We start from the raw sequence: 16,169 nt of genomic DNA, 5'->3' as shown, positions 1-16,169 counted from the left end.
GGGATAGAAAGGAGAACGATACCATGGTGAACGTGGCGATCCTGGGCTTCGGCGTGGTGGGGTCCGGCGTGGCGGAAGTGCTGGCCACCAACGGGGCCCACATCGACCGGAAGGTGGACGATCTGCTCCGCCTGAAGTATATTCTGGATGTGCGGGACTTCCCTGACAGTCCCTTTGCCGACAAGGTGGTGCACGACTTCAGCGTCATTGAGAACGACCCAGAGGTCAATATCGTGGTGGAGACCATCGGCGGGGCCAAGGTGGCCCTGGACTTCACCCGCCGGGCCCTGATGGCGGGCAAGAGCGTGGTCACCTCCAACAAGGAGCTGGTGGCCGAGCACGGCTGCGAGCTGCTGCGGCTGGCCCAGGAGAAGGGGGTCAGCTACCTGTTCGAGGCCAGCGTGGGGGGCGGCATTCCCATCATCCGACCCCTGAACCAGTGCCTGGCGGCCAATGAGATCGAGGAGCTGTGCGGCATCCTCAACGGCACCACCAACTATATTCTCACCCGGATGATCCGGGCGGGGCTGAGCTTTGACGCCGCTTTGAAGGAGGCCCAGCAGAACGGCTATGCCGAGCAGGACCCCACCGCCGACATCGAGGGCCATGACGCCTGCCGGAAGATCTGTATTCTGGCCTCCCTGGCCTTTGGGCGGCATGTCTATCCCCGGCAGGTGCCCACCGAGGGCATCACCGGCGTGACTCTGTCCGACGTAGCCTACGCCGAGTCCTGCGGCAGGAAGATCAAGCTGCTGGGCCGGGCCATGCGCCGGCCCGACGGCAAGGTGTGCGCCTATGTGGCCCCCCACCTGGTGGACCAGGAGAACCCGCTGGCCGGGGTGGAGGACGTATTCAACGCCATTACGGTGAAGGGCAACGCCATCGGCGACGTGATGTTCTACGGCCGGGGTGCCGGCAAGCTGCCCACCGCCTCGGCGGTGGTGGCCGACGTGATCGACGCGGCCAGGCACAAGGACGAGAAGAAGCGGATGTTCTGGGCGGAAGGCGGGGAGGACGTGACGGTTTCCCCGGCAGACCTGGAGAGCGCCTGGTATGTCCGGGCGGAGGGAACGGGGGAGCAGGTGCGCGCCGCTTTCCCCGACCGGACGCTGCTGGCCCGGGCGGGGGCCCCGGAGGGGGAGTTTGCCCTGATTACCGAGCCCATGACCCGCGCCGCCCTGGATGGGCGGCTGACCGGACTCAAGGCCTGCTCGGTTTTCCGGGTACTGGATTGACCGGCTCCGCCGCCGCCGCATAGGATGACACAGCGGGCGGCAGGCTAGATTTTCCTACGATTTAGGGGGTACAAACACCAATGGGACTCATTGTGCAGAAATTCGGCGGCAGCTCCGTCGCGGACGCGGACCGCATCCGTAACGTAGCCCGCATCATTACCGAGACCTATCGCCGGGGCCACAGCGTGGTGGCGGTGCTCTCCGCCCAGGGAGACACCACCGACGATTTGATCGCCAAGGCGGCGGAGATCAATCCCAACGCCTCCAAGCGGGAGATGGATATGCTCCTGTCCACCGGCGAGCAGATTTCCTGCTCTCTGTGCGCCATGGCCATCGAGGCCATGGGCTATCCGGTGGTCTCCCTCACCGGCTGGCAGGCGGGCTTCCGCACCAACTCCGCCTATGGGGACGCCCGGATCAAGCGGGTGAACACCGAGCGGGTGCTGGCCGAGCTGGATAAAAAGGCCATCGTCATCGTCACCGGCTTCCAGGGCATCAACAAGTATGAGGACATCACCACCCTGGGCCGGGGCGGCTCGGACACCTCGGCGGTGGCGCTGGCGGCGGTGCTCCACGCGGACCTGTGCCAGATCTACACCGACGTGGACGGCGTCTTTACCGCCGACCCCCGGGTGGTGCCGGAGGCCTTCCAGCTGGAGGAGATCACCTACGACGAAATGCTGGAGCTGGCCACCCTGGGGGCCCAGGTGCTCCACAACCGCTCGGTGGAGATGGCCAAGCGGTACGGCATCAGCCTGGAGGTGCTCTCCAGCTTTACCGGTAGACCGGGTACCAAAGTCAAGGAGGTTGCGAAAACCATGGAAAAAATGCACATCAGCGGGGTGGCCTGCGACAAGAAGGTGGCCCGTCTGGCGGTGGTGGGCCTGGCCGACGAGCCGGGCATCGCCTTCAAGATCTTCTCCCTGCTGGCCAAGGAGAACATAAACGTGGACATCATCCTGCAGTCCATCGGCCGCAATGACACCAAGGACATCAGCTTCACCGTGAGCAAGCAGGATCTGGAGCGGGCCAAGGAGGCCCTGGAGGCCCACAAGTCCGCTCTGGGCTTTGACCACATCGACGTGAACGACGCCATCGCCAAGGTGTCCATCGTGGGCGCCGGCATGGTCCACAACCCCGGCGTGGCGGCCAAGATGTTTGAGGCCCTGTACAATGCCGGCATCAACATCAACATGATCTCCACCAGCGAGATCAAGGTCTCCGTTCTGGTGGACCTGAGCGAGGCCGACCGGGCGGTGCAGGTGATCCACGACCGCTTTTTCCATGAGTTTGGCGGCAACTGAGCCACATACAACATACCAAAACACCCGCCCCGGGCTGTAGCCCGGGGCGGGTGTTTTTTGCAGGGGGTTATGCGGTAAACAGCGCCTGGATCTGCTCGGTCAGGTCGGTGACCGCGCTGCGGTCCACCAAGCGGTTGCCCTCCCCGGTGAAGGAGGCCAGGCAGGAGCCGGTGTCCCAGGCGGACAGGGTCAGGGTCAGCTGGGCAAACTGGTCCTCCGTATTCCGGTGGAAGGTGAAGGAGACCAGCTTGGTTTCTCCGCCGGAACCGGAGGAATCTCCTGTGGCGGTGAGGCCGTTGATGGCGGAGAGCATGCTCTCCACGTCGGAACTGTCCAATACGACGGCCAGGACGCCCTGGACTACGGCCTGGCGGAAAACTATGACTGCCTGGTGCTGGACATCATGATGCCCCGCCGGGACGGGCTGGAGGTGCTGCGGCAGCTGCGGGAGAAGGGCGTGGCCACTCCCGTGCTGCTGCTCACCGCCAAGGGGGAGGTGACCGACCGGATTAAGGGCCTGAACGCCGGCGCCGACGACTACCTCTCCAAGCCCTTCGCCATGGGGGAGTTTGTGGCCCGGGTGCGGGCGCTCACCCGGCGGAGCGGCGCCTTTACCCCCGACCAGCTGACGGTGGGGGACCTGACCCTGGACCGGACCACCTTCGAGCTGTCGGCCAACGGCAGCTCGGTGCGGCTGGGCAACCGGGAGTACCAACTGCTGGAGCTGCTGATGCGGCAGCAGGGCCGGTTTTTGTCCACCGAGGAGCTGATGGAGCGGATCTGGGGCTATGAAAGTGAGGCGGAGCTGAGTGTAGTATGGGCATACATCTCCTATTTGCGGCGCAAGCTGGAGGGACTCAACGCCCACGTCCGCATCGCCGCCAGCCGGGGGCGGGGGTACATGCTGGAGGCCGGGACATGATCCGCACCCTGCGGCGGCGGTTCCTCCTCATCGCTCTGGCCTCCCTCACCGGTACCCTGGCGGTGCTCTGCCTGGTCATCAACCTGGGCTACCACGCCATCACCACCCGGCGGGCGGACCAGGTGCTCCAGATGCTCCACCAGAACGCCGGCCAGTTTCCCGAGCCGGAGACCCAGGCCGATCCGGGGGCCTTTCCCGGCTTCCAGGTCACTCTGGAGACTCCCTTTGAGACCCGCTATGTGGTGGTGCGCCTCACCGGGCAGCGGGAGGTGGCCGAGGTGGATATGGAGCACATCGCCGCTCTGGACCGGGAAAAGGTGATCCAGCAGGTGGAGCAGATCCTGGACGGAGGCAAAAGCTCCGGCTACAGCGGCTACTACCGCTATCAGGTTTTTGACGACGGGGAGGAGGGCCAGACCATTGTGGTGCTGGACTGTTTCCTCCAGCTCCAGGCGGCCAACAACGTGCTGCGCCTGACCCTGCTGGCCTCCCTGGCCTGCATCGCCATCGTCTTTCTGCTGTTGGTGGTGCTCTCCCGGCGGGTGGTGCGGCCCTTTGCGGAAAATTTGGAAAAGCAGCGGCGGTTTGTCACCGACGCCTCCCACGAACTCAAAACCCCTCTGGCCATCATCTCCGCCAACACCGGCCTGCTGGAGGCCTCCCTGGGGGAGAACCGCTGGCTGGCCAGCACCCAGGTGCAGGTGAGCCGGCTGGACCGGCTCATCGGCCATCTGGTGGAGCTGGCCCGTACCGAGGAGGCTTTGACCAAGGAGGAGCTCCAGCCGGTGGACCTGAGCGGGGTGGTGGCCGGGCAGATCGAGGACTACCGCCTGCTGGCCCAGGCCTCCGGCAAGGAGCTGGAGAGCGACGTGGCCCCTGGCGTGACCGTCCGGGGGGCGGCGGACAACCTGAAGCGTTTGTGTACCCTCTTATTGGACAACGCGGTGAAATATTGCGACAGCGGCGGGACCATCCGGCTGACCCTGGCTCAGCGGGGGCGATGGGCGGTGCTCTCCATCGCCAACCCCTGCGCTGGCCTGGATCCGGCCCAGCTGCCCCGGCTCTTTGACCGCTTTTACCGGGCGGACGCCTCCCGGTCCCGGGATACCGGGGGCTACGGCATCGGCCTGTCCACCGCCCGGGCCATTGTGGGGCGGCACCGGGGCAGGCTGACGGCCAAAAGCGAGGACGGCCTGGTGGTCTTTACCGCCCGACTGCCGTTGACATAGATCGCTCCAGACAGCCATTACCGCCTATTGGCGTTGATATAAAAACCCCCAGACGGCCCCATCCATCCGGCCGTCTGGGGGTCCTTTGGTTTTTCAGGCATGGCTTGCCCCCGGTCCGCATAACACTGTGGAGAGGGGGTGGGGACATGACCGTGCTGGAGCGGCTGGGGGGTTGGCTGTGGAATCCCTGGCTGCTGGGGCTGTTTTTGCTCAGCGGCCTGTATTTTTCTATCAAAAGCGGATTTTTTCAGATTTTTGGTGTCAAAAAGTGGCTGGGGGGCACCGTCGGTCAACTGCTGGGGGGAAAGCAGAAGGGGACCGGCCGGGGGCTCACCCGGTTCCAGGCCATGTCCACCGCCCTGGCCTCCACCATCGGCACCGGCTCCATCGCCGGGGTGGCCACCGCCATCTTTTTCGGCGGGCCGGGGGCAGTGTTCTGGATGTGGGTGTCCGCCTTTCTGGGCATGATGACCAGCTTTGTGGAAAAAACCCTGGCGGTGCGCTGGCGGGAGCGGGGACGGGACGGACTGTGGCAGGGAGGGCCCATGTGCTACATCGCCCGCGGTCTGGGCAGCCCCTTTCTGGCGGCCTGGTTTTCCCTGAGCTGCGTGGCCGCCTCCCTGGCGGGGGGCAATCTGGTCCAGTCCAACTCCATCGCCGCCTCCCTGGAGGCGGCCTTTGGCTGGGACCGGCTGGCGGTGGGCATCGTCACCGCCCTGCTCACCGGGGCGGTGATCCTGGGGGGCATCGGCCGCATCGGCAAGGTCAGCGAAAAGCTGGTGCCCTGTATGGCCCTGCTGTTTCTGGGGGGCGGGGGGCTGGTGCTGTTCTGCCATCGGGAGGCCCTGCCCGGTGCGCTGGCCCGGGTCGTGACCGGCGCCCTCTGTCCCCAGGCCGCTCTGGGGGGCGGAGCGGGGTACTCCGTGGCCGCCGCCCTCCGCTACGGGGTGGCCCGGGGAGTGTTCACCAACGAGGCGGGCATGGGCACCTCCGCCATGGCCCACGCCGCCTCCGACGTGGAGAACCCCGCCGAGGAGGGACTGTGGGGCATGTTCGAGGTGTTTTTCGCCACCCTGGTGGTGTGTACCGTCACCGCGCTGGTGATCCTCACCTCCGGGGTCTACCAGGAGGAAGCGGCCCTGGCCGCTCTCCGGGCAGGGACGGTGACCGACAGCATGCTGGGTGCGCCCCTCTCCGCCGCCGCCTTCGCCACTGTTTTGGGACCCTTTGGGGAGATCCTGCTGGCGGTGTGCCTGCTGCTCTTCGCCTTTACCTCTCTGCTGGGGTGCAGCTACTATGGAGAGCGGGGGCTGTTCGCCCTCACCGGCACCGACCGCTGGCGGGGGGCGTACCGGGCGGTCTTTCTGTGCGCCATCGTGTGGAGCAGCACCGCCGACGTGGCGGTGGTGTGGCAGCTCACCGACCTGTTCAACGGCCTGATGGCCCTGCCTAATCTGTGCGCCCTGCTGCTGCTCTCCCCCCAGGCCTTTGCCCTGCTGAAACAATAAAACGGCCCTGCCGCTTCTTGCGGCAGGGCCGTTGGCTTATTCGGTTTCCGGAATTGCGGGACTGGCCGCAGGTGTGGGCTGAGACTCCGGTACAGCCGCCGGGGCGGCTTCGTCCAGGGTGACGGAGGAGCTGTCCAGGATGGCGTTCTCCTCGCCCTCCACCGGGGCGGTGTGCTGGATGGTCACCCGGTCACCCACATTGAGGATCACCGCGATGGGATTCTGGGCGGCGGACAGGCTGTAATAGGCGTCTTCCCCATCCAGGCGGATGAAGTAGTAGGAGTTGCCGCTCATAACGGCGGAGCGGATGTCGGCGATCACGCCCGTGGCCTCGGTCTGGGTGACATCCTCGGTCTGGGTGACGCCGCCCTCCCGCAGCATACGCACATACTCCTGCTCACACTGAGCCACGGTGGTGCCGGTGGCCACGATCTGATACTGGGACGCGTTGACCATGGCGTACATTTTCACCAGGTTGCTCTGGTCCTTCAGGGGGATAAAATAGGTGGGCTGTCCGTCGATGTTGAGCAGCAGGGGGAAGGTGGCGTTATACCCCAGATCCTGCACCTCACCCTGAGCGGAGCTCTGGGCGGAGCGCTCGGTGGCGCCGGGCGCGGAGTAGAACTTGGTCTCCTTGGTGCGCTGGTTGGACAGCAAAAAGCCCAGGTTGGACTGGTCGGCGTTGGCGGAGGTGACGCCGGTGTACATATACACGTCGTCGTTGAGGGCAATATAGTTGGACCCGTCGGTGGTCACCGTCACGTCCCGCTGGCCAAAGATGGAGTTGATGAAGCCGTTGACCAGGGTGCCGTGGTAGTCGTACTGCTCCATGATGAGGTCGGGGGTGAATACGTTGTCCACCCAGGTGGGGATGTCGGCCAGCTCATAGTAAGTGCTTTCCCCGGTGATGGCGTCCACCAGCACCGCGCCCTGGATATCGGTGCCGCCGAACAGACCGATGGTCTTGACGATTCGGGGGGCGATCCAGTAGGGGCGGCCCTCCTCGTCGATCTCAAACTGGGGGGTGCCGAACATAAAGGTGGGATAGGAGAAACGCAGATGCCGGGCGATGTTGCGGTTGAGGGGCTCGGAGAAGGAGTACTTCATCCCCTCGTCCAGGCGCACCACGGTGGCCTCTTGGGTGACCATGTCCACAATGACGTAGGCGGGCAGGCCCTGGCCCCGGTTGGTGAACCACTTGATGAGGTCGGCGTAGGCGATGGGGGCCACACGGACGGGCCGGCCCTGGTAGTTGATCTGGGTGGAGTCAAAGGAATACTCAAACTGGCTGACCATGTCGCTGAGGGTGCCCATCTGCCGGTCGCCCAGGTACTCGGCGCTGGCCTGGTCCAGGGTGGGGATCTTGTCGAAGGAGATCTGGCTGATATCCTGGGCAAACTGGCCGTCCTCCACTGTCAGCAGATCCCGGTAGGCCCCCGCCCGGAAAATGGGCATGGAGATGATAGAGCCCACCAGAGCCACCAGGATCACAGCCAGAAACAGGATGCCCACCGGCAGGCATTGGGATTTGATAAAGCGCAGATATTCCGCCGGCCCGCCGCCGGAGGTGACGGCCTGCATCCCGGAGGTGACCAGGGCGCACAGCACATACACCACGCACAGCACGCCGATAAAGGAGTAAAAATCTCCCGACTGGAAATTGAGCGGGGGCAGGACAATATAAAAGTACAAAAAGCCGACCACGGCGGTAACCACCAGATTGACCAGCAGCTTACCCGCCTTGCTCTTGGGCGCTTTGGGCCGTTTGGGGGATGGATGTTCCATATATGCTCTCCTTTTTTTGCCTTGTGGCTGATTATAGGGTAGTATAGCCCAAAACCGGGGAAAAGGCAACAAGGAAAACCAGGACAAAGGGCATGGATAAGATGCACAAAGAACCGGGCGGAAATGATTTGTAAAGTTCTCGTAAAAGCCATTGACGCGCACCTTTACATTGGGTATACTACTGCTGGAAAATGTAAAAAGGCAGAAAAAAGTGTGTAAAATGAGGGGAATAAATTGGAAGCTATGAGCATTGTTCTGGGGCTGCTGGGCGGCCTGGCGCTGTTTCTCTACGGCATGCAGATGATGAGCTCCGGACTGGAGGCCGCCGCCGGCAACCGCATGAAGGGAATTCTGGAGCGGCTCACCTCCAACCGGTTTTTGGGCGTACTGGTGGGCGCGGGCATCACCGCCGTCATCCAGTCCTCCTCCGCCACCACCGTCATGGTGGTGGGCTTCGTCAACTCCGGTATGATGACCCTGCGCCAGGCGGTGTGGATCATCATGGGCGCCAACATCGGCACCACCATCACCGGCCAGCTTATCGCCCTGGACGTGGGGGTTCTGGCGCCCCTGTTTGCCTTTGTGGGCGTGGCCATGGTGGTCTTTTTGAAAAAGCCCCAGATTCACCACTACGGTAATATTTTGGCCGGTCTGGGCGTACTGTTTATCGGCATGGAGATGATGAGCTCCTCCATGTCCCCCCTGCGGGAGTGGCCCGCTTTTGTCAATCTGGTCAGCACCTTCTCCAACCCCCTGGTGGGCATCCTGGCCGGCGCTATTTTTACCGCGCTGATCCAGTCCTCCTCCGCCTCGGTGGGTATCCTGCAGGCCCTGGCGGACAGCGGGGTGATCGGGCTGGATAACGCGGTGTTCGTCCTGTTCGGCCAGAATATCGGCACCTGCATCACCGCCGTGCTGGCCTCGGTGGGCACCAGCCGCAACGCCAAGCGGGCCACAGTGATCCATCTCATGTTCAACCTGATCGGCACCGCGCTCTTTACCACCATCTGCATCCTCACTCCCCTGACCCAGTGGATGCAGGAGCTGACCCCGGCCAATCCGGCGGCCCAGATCGCCAATATGCACACCCTGTTCAATGTGGTGACTACGCTGCTGCTGCTGCCGCTGGGGACCGGGCTGGTGAAGATCGCCATGAAGCTCCTGCCCGACCGCAGCGAGAGCGGGGAAGAGGGGATGCACCTGGCCTACCTGGTGCCCGGCCCCGTTCACACCAAGCAGGAGCACCCCATCGGCTTTTCCGCCATGTATGTCACCCAGCTGCGGCAGGAGCTGAACCGGATGCTGGCCATGGCCAAGGATAATATCATTCTGGGCTTCCAGGCGGTACTGGAGCGGGACCCCAAGATGGTGCCCCAGGCGGAGGCCACCGAGGAGTATATCGACTACCTGAACAAGGAGATCTCCCAGTATATCTCCAAGGTCATTGTGTTTGAGACCAACGAGAAGGATTCCACCGCGGTGAGCGCCTACTTTAAAATCACCGGCAACATCGAGCGCATCGGCGACCACGCCATGAACATCTGCGAGTATACCCAGATGATGGCGGAGAAGAATATCCACTTCTCGGAAGAGGCCCGGAAGGAGCTCAAGACCATGGAGACGGTCTGTCTGGAGGCCATGGACCTGCTGGAGCAGGAGGAGATCCAGACCACCGAGTGGCTCACCAAGGTCTCCGCTCTGGAGCAGCGGATGGACGACATGACGGAGAGCTATCGCCGCCACCAGATGGAGCGGATGAAGCAGGGGACCTGTTCCGACGAGGCCTGCATCATTTTCTCCGAGCTGCTTACCGACTTTGAGCGTATCGGCGACCACGCACTGAATATCGCCCAGGAGCGGGCGGGCATTGACGCGGAGGCCGCCACCAACGGATAAGGAACACAAAAGAAACGGGCGGTCCGCCGGAATTCCGGCGGACCGCCCGTTTGATACAGCGGGTTACAGCCCGGCGCACTGGGCCTCAATATCGGCCTCCTTGGCCTTCATGGCCTGAAGGGTGCGCTCCAGCAGGTCGTTCAGCTCCCAGCCCAGCAGCTGAGCCCCCTGGGCGATGGTCTCCCGGGAGCAACCGGCGGCGAAGCGCTTGTCCTTGTACTTCTTCTTCAGGCTGGACAGCTCCATGTCCTGCACGCTTTTGGAGGGACGCATCAGTGCGGCCGCCCCGATGAGCCCGGTGAGCTCGTCGGCGGCAAAGAGCACCTTCTCCATCTCGTGCTCCGGCTGGGCGTCCCCGCCGGTCATGCCCCAGCCGTGGCTCACCACGGCGTGGATCAGGGCGGGGTCCAGGTCCCGGGCCTCCATAAGCTCCCGCACCTTGACGCAGTGCTCGTCGGGGTACTGCTCAAAGTCCAGGTCGTGGAGCAGCCCGGCCATGGCCCAGAAGTCCGCCTGGTCTCCATAGCCCAGTTCTCTGGCGTACCAATCCATCACCGCCTCCACCGTAAAGGCGTGGCGGAGGTGAAAGGGCTCGTGGTTGTATTCCTTCAGCAGGGCGACGGCCTGCTCCCGTGTCAGCTGCGTCATAGTCGGCATGCCTCCCAATTCCATTTTTCTTATCATACACGTTGGGAAAGAATTTGTAAAGTCGTGCAGGAATCTCTTGAAAAGATACGAAAGCCGTAATATACTACAAATACCCCAAATAATAAGGAGGTCGGTTTTGTGCAGTACGAGATCAAGGGCGAGCCCATGCCGGTGGTGGTCTGCCAGTTGGACAGTGGAGAAGCCATGATTACCGAGCGGGGTTCCATGGTCTGGATGACCCCCAATATGAAGATGGAGACCGGAGCGGGAGGCCTGGGCAAGGCTTTTGGCCGGATGTTCTCCGGAGAGTCTATTTTCCAGAATACATACACCGCCCAGGGCGGACCGGGCATGATCGCCTTTGCGTCCAGCTTCCCCGGCGCGATCCGGGCCATCCGCATTGACCCGGCCCATCCGGTCGTGGTGCAGAAGAGCGGTTTCCTGGCCTCTGAGCAGGGGGTGGAGCTGTCCATCTTCTTCCAGAAAAAGCTGGGTTCCGGGTTCTTCGGCGGCGAAGGCTTTATTATGCAGAAGCTGTCCGGCAACGGCATGGCCTTTGTGGAGCTGGACGGCTCCGTAGTGGAATACGAGCTCCAGGCGGGCCAGAGCATGGTGGTGGACAGCGGCAACCTGGCCATGATGGATGCCACCTGTACCATGGATATCCAGATGGTCAAGGGCGTGAAAAACGTGCTCTTTGGCGGCGAGGGCCTGTTCAATACCGTGGTAACCGGCCCCGGCCGCATTGTCCTGCAGACCATGCCGGTCAGCAGCGTGGCCGGCGCGCTGGCGCCCTTCCTGCCCAGCAGCAATAAGTAACATAAAAAGGAACGCCAGTGATTGAACAGGTCCAGTAAAAACGGACAGTGACAAAGGACCCCCTGATGTAGGAAAATAGACTACATCAGGGGGTATTGTTATGGGGAAACGGAATTATACACATGTGCAGGCGCTGCTGCCTGAAATCAAGACCATGTTGGCAGAGGGGAAAACTCGGCAGGAAGTAGCAGAGCACTACGGCTTTCAGGAGAAGCAAGTGGTGAAAAAGCTGCTTGAGCGGGAACGTGCAAGACAGCGAAAACTGGCGGCCGGAATCATACAGCGGCCTAAGGGCAGGCCAAGGAAACCTGTCATACCCGGAGATGTTGTGTCAAAGCAGGCATACGAGATCCAGCGTCTACAGATGGAAAACCAGCTGCTGCGGGTTTTTCTGCAATTCACAGGAAGGAAGTGAGGCCGAGGATAAAATACCACATCATATATCGCCACAGCGGAGAGTATCCGGTGTCCGTCATGTGTGCATTCTTTGCAGTATCCAGAAGCGGCTACTATGCTTTCGTCCAGCGCCTTGGCAGGCCTGAGAAGGACGCGGCTCTTGCAGAACTCATCGCATAGCAGCGGGAACGCAGCTTCCATACCTACGGCTACCGGCGAATGTGGTTGTGGCTGAAAACTCAAAACATTTTCCGTAATCCCAAAACCGTGCTGCGGATTATGAAAAAGTATGATCTGCTTTCTGAAATCCGCCGCCGCAGGAAATGGCTGCAGATGGGTCAGCAGGTCTATAAGTACAGGAATCTGCTGAACAGGGAGTTTCATGCGGACAGGCCCAACAGGAAATGGGTAACGGACAACTCTTACATCCATACAGGGCAGGGCATACTGTATCTTTCCATGATCCGGGATCTCTATGACAACAGCATCGTCGCCTACAAGACCGGAACACACCAGACTGTCCATCTGGTACTGGATACCATTCGTCTTGCAATGCAGCAGGAGAAAAAGAGAGTCGCTGTGGAGCTGCAACTCCACAGCGACCAGGGATTTCAGTACACCTCGCAAGCATACTTCAATCTGACACAAGCATACGGTATTACACCGTCCATGTCAAGGAAGGGAAATCCGTATGACAACGCCATGGCAGAAAATTTCTTCTCCATCCTCAAAACCGAGTGCATTTACCGCCATAAACCGGCTACCTTTTCTGAAGCCAATGAGATGATTGACCGCTATATCTACTTTTACAATCATGAGCGCATCCAGCTAAAGACCGGAGAGACGCCGCTTGCGCGACGCCTCTCTACCTAAAACTCAATATTTCCTACCAGGCGCCCTTTTTGTACTGTCCGCACAAGATGGGGCGGTTCATGAGCTGGCGTTCCTTTTCTTTTATTTCGATTGCCCCCGGCGACGTTTGAACCAGCCCAGCACTCCGCCTGTGTGTTTTTGGGGAGTGGGGGAGTTCTCCAGACGCTTCAGGGCCTCTTGCGCGTCCTCGTCTCCCAGCTGGGCAGACTTTCGGTAGAGGGACAGGGCCCTGCCGGCATCGGGAGCCGTACCGCGCCCCTGCTCGTAGCACTGGGCCAGATAGTAGAGCCCCGCCGGGATCTCCTGCTGTTCTGTCTGGGAGAACAGGGAAAAGGCTTTTTGGTCGTCCTGGGGCAGCCCGTAGCGGCCCTCCAAGTAATAGATGCCCAAGTCGCACTGGGCATAGCTGTAGCCCTGGTCCGCCGCAGACTGAAGCAGGGACAGACCCCGCTCCGGATCCTTCGGCAGCCCATCGCCTCGGAGCAGGCATCGGCCCAGCAGACGCTGCCCCCTGGCGTGTCCCTGGTCCGCTGCCTTCTGAAACCAGATTACCGCCTCTTTGGAATCGGCCTGGACGCCAATACCGGAGAGATAGCAGTAGCCCAGGTTGCATTGGGCGTAGGCATAGCCCTGCTCCGCCGCCTGCCGGTAGAGCTCCACCGCCTTGGCGGTGTCTTCCGGCACGCCCCGGCCCAGCTCGTAGCACAGGCCCAGGCTGGCCAGGCAGGGGGGATAGTCCTCTTCCGCGCCTTGGCGGTAGTATGCGGCGGCGGCCTGGTCGTCCCGTTGGACCACATCGCCGTTCCAGTAGCAATCCCCCAGCAGATCCAGAGCCCGGGGGTACTTCCGCTCCGCCGCCCGTTTCAGCCATTCCAGGGCCTGGGATATGTCTGTCTCCGTTCCCAGACCGTGCAGCAGGCAGAAGCCCAGATTACACTGGGCGCGGGCATAGCCGCTTTCCGCCGCCCGGCGGTAGAGCGCCACCGCTTTGGGCTTGTCCATCTCCACACCGTCGCCGCACTCATAGCACAGCCCCAGGTCGCAGACGGCGGGGAGGTAGCCCTGGTCCGCCGCCTGTTGATAGAGCGATACCGCCCGGGCCTGATCCTGCTCCGTACCCCGGCCGGCCTGGAGGCAGTCCCCCAGCAGACTCTGGGCCCGGGGAAAGCCCTGGGCGGCCGAACGCTCCAGCCAGGGCACCGCCTGGGCCGGGTCAACCGGGGTGCCGATGCCCACCAGGTAACAGTACCCGGCGTTGCAGGCGCCCGCCGGCTCGCCCTGCGCTCCGGCCTGGCAGTAGAGCGCCAGCGCCTGAGCCGGGTCAGCCTCCACACCCTGGCCCCGCTCATAGCACAGCCCCAGGCTGACCATGGCGGGGGGATAGCCCAGGTCCGCCCCCTGCTGGTAATAGGAAAAGGCCTGGGCCGGGTCGGCTTCCATGCCGGTGCCGTCGGCGGCGCAGCTGCCCAGCAGATCCAAAGCTCGGGGGAATTCCTGTTCCGCAGCCCGTTTCAGCCACTCCACTGCCTGAGCCTCATCCACCTCGGTTCCGATCCCATTGAGCAGGCAGAAGCCCAGATTGCATTGGGCACGGGCGTAACCGCCCTCCGCCGCCTGGCGGTAGAGCTCCACTGCCCGGGCCTTGTCCTCCTCCACGCCGTCGCCGCATTCATAGCACAGCCCCAAATCGCAGACAGCGGGCAGGTAATTGTGCTCCGCGGCCTGCTGGTAGAGAGCGACGGCCCGCTCCTTGTCCTGCTCCATGCCCCGGCCGATCTGGAGGCAGTCCGCCAGGATGCTCTGGGCTCGGGGAAATTCCTGGGAGGCGGCCCGCTCCAGCCACTGAATGGCCAGCGCCTCATCCTGCTCCAGCCCCACACCGCTGAGGTAGCACACGGCCAGGTTGCATTGGGCGGGCGCATAGCCTTTTTCCGCCGATTTTCGGTAATAGCTTACCGCCTGGACGGGGTCTGCCTCCACCCCCATGCCGTTTTCCAGGCAGACCCCCAACAGGCTCAGGGCCCGGGGGAACTCCTGTTCCGCCGCCTGCCTCAGCCACTCCACCGCCTGGGCTTCGTCCTCCTCCACGCCGATACCGTTGAGGTAGCACACGGCCAGGTTGCACTGTGCAGGGGCGTAGTGCTCCTCTGCCGCCTGGCGGTAGAGCTCTGCTGCCCGGGCCGGATCCGCCTCCACACCGTCGCCGCCCTCGTAGCACAGGCCCAGATCGCAGACGGCGGGCAGATAGCCCTCTTCCGCGGCCTGCCGGAACAGCTCTACGCCCCGGGGCGGGTCGAGCTCCACCCCCTCGCCGGAGAGGTAGCAGCGGCCCAGGGCATCTACGGCCCGCAGGTCTCCCGCTTCTGCGGCCTGGGAAAACCAGTGGACCGCCTGGGCGGAATCGGCTTCCACACCGTCTCCCTGCGCATAACGCATGCCCAGGTCATAGCTTACGGCGGGGTCGTCCGCCTGCTCCAGCAGGGCCTGAAAATCTGCCTGAGACTGTTGGACCTTCTCCATGGCCCGCCAGATCAGGGCGGTGTTGACAAATACCACATTCTGCCCGTCGCCCTCCGGCCAGCTCTGATTCCGTTCCTCCGGCATGGCGCCGTCACTCCTTTTTCCCCACGCTGGGGCACATTCTGTTTTATTTTACAACACCTGCCCGCCAGATTCAAGGGGCATCCAGGACAGCCGTTTTCCTGCGTATGACCCTATTTCAAAAAAATTTGCCCAATTGAGAAAAAATAGTTGACAACTTCGGAATGAGGTGATAAAATAATCTCTGTCGTCCGGCAAGAGAGCGTGGACGGCGAGAGTTGGGGGTATAGCTCAGCTGGGAGCCCGGTTGAAGCGGTTACACACCCCTCAACAAAACTAAATAAATGTTCTTTCCCACATCTGGGGGTATAGCTCAGCTGGGAGAGCGCTTGAATGGCATTCAAGAGGTCAGCGGTTCGATCCCGCTTATCTCCACCATGAAAGTACTGGGAAAGTACACGAGAAAGCCTTGAGCCCGTAGGGGTTCAGGGCTTTTCTTGTTGCTTGGCTGTGTGCAGGGGGGTATTGGCTTTGTAGCCAATACCCCGTGTCTTTTCTTGCCTAATCGTGGCTTTTGGTAGGTAGTTTGGAGCATTGGCTATGGGAGTGGCTCACGAAAATATAGTATAAACAAGATACTTTTGCAAAGTGAAGTGAATTTTTGGATTTTGAACAGAAATGGTTTAGGTGTATGTTCCAAAACGATTTTAAGGGGTCGCTACGGGGTTTTAAGGGTGGGGGTAGTCCAAAAAGATTGAGTTGATAGAAAAGCCGCCACAAGGGATTCCAAGGGGTTCTGGAGGGGTTTCAAAAGTAGGGAAAGTGGTGGTACGAAAATATATTTAACTGGGTATTTTTGTAATTGGTTTTTTTCCTGTTCTAGTTAATAAAACAACCGCATTGTCATAGACAGAATTTACCTCATGTGCTATCGTATAAGCAGAGTAATCCAGTCTAACAGAGAAGATAGATTAACATACTGGAGGAAATGACGATGGCAACCGGGACAAAGA

Annotated in this window: 12 protein-coding genes, 1 tRNA gene and 1 pseudogene; 10 read left to right on the top strand and 4 right to left on the bottom strand. The window is 61.7% G+C overall.

Annotated elements, in window-relative coordinates:
- Nucleotides 1-23: 23 nt before the first annotated feature.
- Nucleotides 24-1,235, top strand: coding sequence for a homoserine dehydrogenase (locus B5F88_RS10965; protein ID WP_087345756.1), 1,212 nt, complete (start codon nt 24-26; stop codon nt 1,233-1,235).
- Nucleotides 1,236-1,315: 80 nt separating this feature from the next.
- Nucleotides 1,316-2,539, top strand: coding sequence for an aspartate kinase (locus tag B5F88_RS10960; protein ID WP_087345752.1), 1,224 nt, complete (start codon nt 1,316-1,318; stop codon nt 2,537-2,539).
- Between the two features lie 67 nt (nt 2,540-2,606).
- Here B5F88_RS10960 and B5F88_RS20225 read toward each other — a convergent pair whose 3' ends face one another.
- The gene (locus B5F88_RS20225; RefSeq protein ID WP_162612168.1) at nt 2,607-2,876 is read right to left on the bottom strand and encodes a hypothetical protein; all 270 of its coding nucleotides are present in this window, start codon (nt 2,874-2,876) and stop codon (nt 2,607-2,609) included.
- Between B5F88_RS20225 and B5F88_RS10955 the strand changes: the two genes are divergently transcribed.
- The 3 genes from B5F88_RS10955 to B5F88_RS10945 all read left to right on the top strand — a co-directional run bounded on the left by B5F88_RS10955 (nt 2,766) and on the right by B5F88_RS10945 (nt 6,198).
- On the top strand, nt 2,766-3,461 hold the full coding sequence (locus tag B5F88_RS10955; protein ID WP_343286465.1) for a response regulator transcription factor: 696 nt from the start codon (nt 2,766-2,768) through the stop codon (nt 3,459-3,461). The genes B5F88_RS20225 and B5F88_RS10955 overlap by 111 nt on opposite strands.
- Nucleotides 3,458-4,690 (top strand): HAMP domain-containing sensor histidine kinase, encoded by a 1,233-nt coding sequence (locus tag B5F88_RS21800; RefSeq protein WP_140402095.1) that lies wholly within the window; start codon nt 3,458-3,460, stop codon nt 4,688-4,690. Before B5F88_RS10955 ends, B5F88_RS21800 begins: the two co-directional genes overlap by 4 nt.
- Nucleotides 4,691-4,836: 146 nt before the next feature.
- Nucleotides 4,837-6,198 (top strand): alanine/glycine:cation symporter family protein, encoded by a 1,362-nt coding sequence (locus tag B5F88_RS10945; protein WP_087345745.1) that lies wholly within the window; start codon nt 4,837-4,839, stop codon nt 6,196-6,198.
- 36 nt (nt 6,199-6,234) lie between these two features.
- On the opposite strand, the gene B5F88_RS10940 is transcribed toward B5F88_RS10945, so the two are convergent.
- Nucleotides 6,235-7,983: a CvpA family protein gene (locus tag B5F88_RS10940; RefSeq protein WP_242959740.1), complete on the bottom strand. Its 1,749-nt coding sequence runs from the start codon at nt 7,981-7,983 to the stop codon at nt 6,235-6,237.
- A gap of 243 nt (nt 7,984-8,226) precedes the next feature.
- Here B5F88_RS10940 and B5F88_RS10935 point away from each other — a divergent pair, with 243 nt between their 5' ends.
- Nucleotides 8,227-9,879, top strand: a complete 1,653-nt coding sequence (locus B5F88_RS10935; RefSeq protein ID WP_087345740.1) for a Na/Pi cotransporter family protein — start codon at nt 8,227-8,229, stop codon at nt 9,877-9,879.
- A 63-nt stretch (nt 9,880-9,942) separates the two neighbouring features.
- Here the strand turns inward: B5F88_RS10935 and B5F88_RS10930 are convergent, their stop codons facing one another.
- The gene (locus tag B5F88_RS10930) at nt 9,943-10,527 is read right to left on the bottom strand and encodes a hydrolase (protein ID WP_087345737.1); all 585 of its coding nucleotides are present in this window, start codon (nt 10,525-10,527) and stop codon (nt 9,943-9,945) included.
- Nucleotides 10,528-10,665: 138 nt separating this feature from the next.
- Here B5F88_RS10930 and B5F88_RS10925 point away from each other — a divergent pair, with 138 nt between their 5' ends.
- The 3 genes and pseudogenes from B5F88_RS10925 to B5F88_RS10915 form a co-directional block, all read left to right on the top strand.
- Nucleotides 10,666-11,346, top strand: a complete 681-nt coding sequence (locus tag B5F88_RS10925; RefSeq protein ID WP_087345735.1) for a TIGR00266 family protein — start codon at nt 10,666-10,668, stop codon at nt 11,344-11,346.
- 100 nt (nt 11,347-11,446) lie between these two features.
- Nucleotides 11,447-11,761 carry an imidazolonepropionase gene (locus tag B5F88_RS10920; RefSeq protein ID WP_087345731.1) on the top strand — a complete coding sequence of 105 codons (315 nt, stop codon included), beginning with the start codon at nt 11,447-11,449 and terminating at the stop codon, nt 11,759-11,761.
- Nucleotides 11,762-11,940: 179 nt separating this feature from the next.
- A pseudogene (locus B5F88_RS10915) lies at nt 11,941-12,615 on the top strand (IS3 family transposase); the annotation flags it as partial.
- 81 nt (nt 12,616-12,696) lie between these two features.
- Here B5F88_RS10915 and B5F88_RS20220 read toward each other — a convergent pair.
- On the bottom strand, nt 12,697-15,219 hold the full coding sequence (locus B5F88_RS20220) for an SEL1-like repeat protein (RefSeq protein ID WP_140402093.1): 2,523 nt from the start codon (nt 15,217-15,219) through the stop codon (nt 12,697-12,699).
- A 299-nt stretch (nt 15,220-15,518) separates the two neighbouring features.
- On the opposite strand from B5F88_RS20220, the gene B5F88_RS10855 reads away from it, so the two are divergent.
- Nucleotides 15,519-15,594, top strand: a tRNA-Ala gene (locus tag B5F88_RS10855).
- The last annotated feature ends 575 nt before the right edge of the window (nt 15,595-16,169 follow it).

The organism is Flavonifractor sp. An306, assembly GCF_002159455.1.
GTDB lineage: Bacteria > Bacillota > Clostridia > Oscillospirales > Oscillospiraceae > Flavonifractor.
The sequence above is the reverse complement of the archived record's forward strand: the minus strand, read 5'-3'. Positions and strand labels throughout refer to the sequence as shown.

Bases quoted from the DNA above. Each gene is read 5' to 3' on its own strand.
- B5F88_RS10965 (WP_087345756.1), top strand. From the start codon at position 24: ATGGTGAACGTGGCGATCCTGGGCTTCGGCGTGGTGGGGTCCGGCGTG.
- B5F88_RS10960 (WP_087345752.1), top strand. From the start codon at position 1,316: ATGGGACTCATTGTGCAGAAATTCGGCGGCAGCTCCGTCGCGGACGCG.
- B5F88_RS21800 (WP_140402095.1), top strand. From the start codon at position 3,458: ATGATCCGCACCCTGCGGCGGCGGTTCCTCCTCATCGCTCTGGCCTCC.
- B5F88_RS10945 (WP_087345745.1), top strand. From the start codon at position 4,837: ATGACCGTGCTGGAGCGGCTGGGGGGTTGGCTGTGGAATCCCTGGCTG.
- B5F88_RS10940 (WP_242959740.1), bottom strand. From the start codon at position 7,983: ATGGAACATCCATCCCCCAAACGGCCCAAAGCGCCCAAGAGCAAGGCG.
- B5F88_RS10935 (WP_087345740.1), top strand. From the start codon at position 8,227: ATGAGCATTGTTCTGGGGCTGCTGGGCGGCCTGGCGCTGTTTCTCTAC.
- B5F88_RS10930 (WP_087345737.1), bottom strand. From the start codon at position 10,527: ATGACGCAGCTGACACGGGAGCAGGCCGTCGCCCTGCTGAAGGAATAC.
- B5F88_RS10920 (WP_087345731.1), top strand. From the start codon at position 11,447: ATGGGGAAACGGAATTATACACATGTGCAGGCGCTGCTGCCTGAAATC.
- B5F88_RS20220 (WP_140402093.1), bottom strand. From the start codon at position 15,219: ATGCCGGAGGAACGGAATCAGAGCTGGCCGGAGGGCGACGGGCAGAAT.